Origin of the sequence: Bartonella sp. MR63HLJHH (assembly GCF_042194155.1) — a bacterium.
Taxonomy (GTDB): domain Bacteria; phylum Pseudomonadota; class Alphaproteobacteria; order Rhizobiales; family Rhizobiaceae; genus Bartonella; species Bartonella grahamii.
On record NZ_JBHIMN010000036.1, the window covers coordinates 1 to 1,174 of the forward strand.

1 protein-coding gene and 1 pseudogene are annotated in these 1,174 nt (G+C 45.0%); both read right to left on the minus strand.

Features of this window, described 5'->3' with window-relative positions; translation table 11 throughout:
- Window positions 1–1,103 (minus strand): phage late control D family protein (locus tag ACFIKQ_RS08980; RefSeq protein WP_375656307.1); only part of this gene is annotated, 1,103 nt, incomplete at its 3' end.
- Window positions 1,100–1,174, minus strand: a pseudogene (locus ACFIKQ_RS08985) (phage tail protein); the annotation flags it as partial. The pseudogene ACFIKQ_RS08985 and the gene ACFIKQ_RS08980, both read right to left, overlap by 4 nt.

A 1,174-nucleotide genomic window follows, 5' to 3' on the forward strand; every position in this document is an offset into this window, starting at 1 on the left:
CGCCATTCTGCTGGAATATAGGGGCGGAAAGGGGGCTCTTGAACAAGCTTTGCTTCTGCTTGCACAAAGGGATCGCCACCGATATCACATGAGAAAGAAGACTTCCCGCGTGATGATTTATTGCGATAAGCGGTAATAGCTGCAACAGCCTCTGATTGGTTATGGTAGGTGTATTTGAGTTCATGAAACGGTGGGTTACCAACTTTGACTTCTTTTTTTTCACCACTGCGTAAATCATGATAGGTTGCGAGAACACCGCCTTTTTTCTCTTTGTCTTCCTCTTCTTTCTCAGGTGTTGTTTCTGCTTTTTCCGATTCAGATGGTGATGGTGCTCTGTCACTGTCATCCATATGGATAAAGTTTTCATCATCATCAATCTCTTCTGGTTCTCGTGCATCAGCAGCGGCTTTTTGATCGTCTCCTACATCCGTTTCTAAGCCATTGGCTGCACCTGCTTCATCTCGTGCGCTGTATTTAAAATCCCAAGAGGTGCAATGTTTCTCATGAATAACAACAATAGGGAGTGTTTCACCGGTAATGGCTTTGCCTTCACCTCGTTTGGCAAGCACAAGTTTGCCATCAACGGGCTTTGCTACCGCATCATATTCTTCTGCAAGGCGTGTAGCAAAAGCCATATCGCTTTCAGCCGTTTGGTCAATGTGACGCACAACGATTTTTGCAAGAGAAGGATCAACCTTTGGCGTATAGCCATTACGCTCTGCTATCTCTTGAACAATACTGCCAAGGGTTTGCTGGTGATAGGATTGGCTTTTTGGGGTTCTGTAAGACGTGTTCATTGATGCGGCGCGCCCTGTAACACTTAAGCTTTGTGGTGGGCTGCTTACAGAGATTTCGTCTATCAGATAGGCTCCCATATCGCGGTTTTTCCCGCCTTCATAGCCAAGTGTTATGGAAATAACTGTCCCGATAAGAGGAATATCAAGAAAGCCGTTATCACTGTCACGTGCACGGTCATCAAGCTCTATAGTGATACGATCACTTTTGTTTTCTGCTTCATCGGTAATTTCAATTGATAAAACATAATCCATGAGCGTTTTGGTGATGTCTTCTCCATTTGCCAGAACCGTGCAAAAAGGTTTCATGATTTGCTACCCCAAATTCTGATCACTGGTGTGGCTTTCGGATAGGGGAGGGACGGCAAAACTATGGTGAT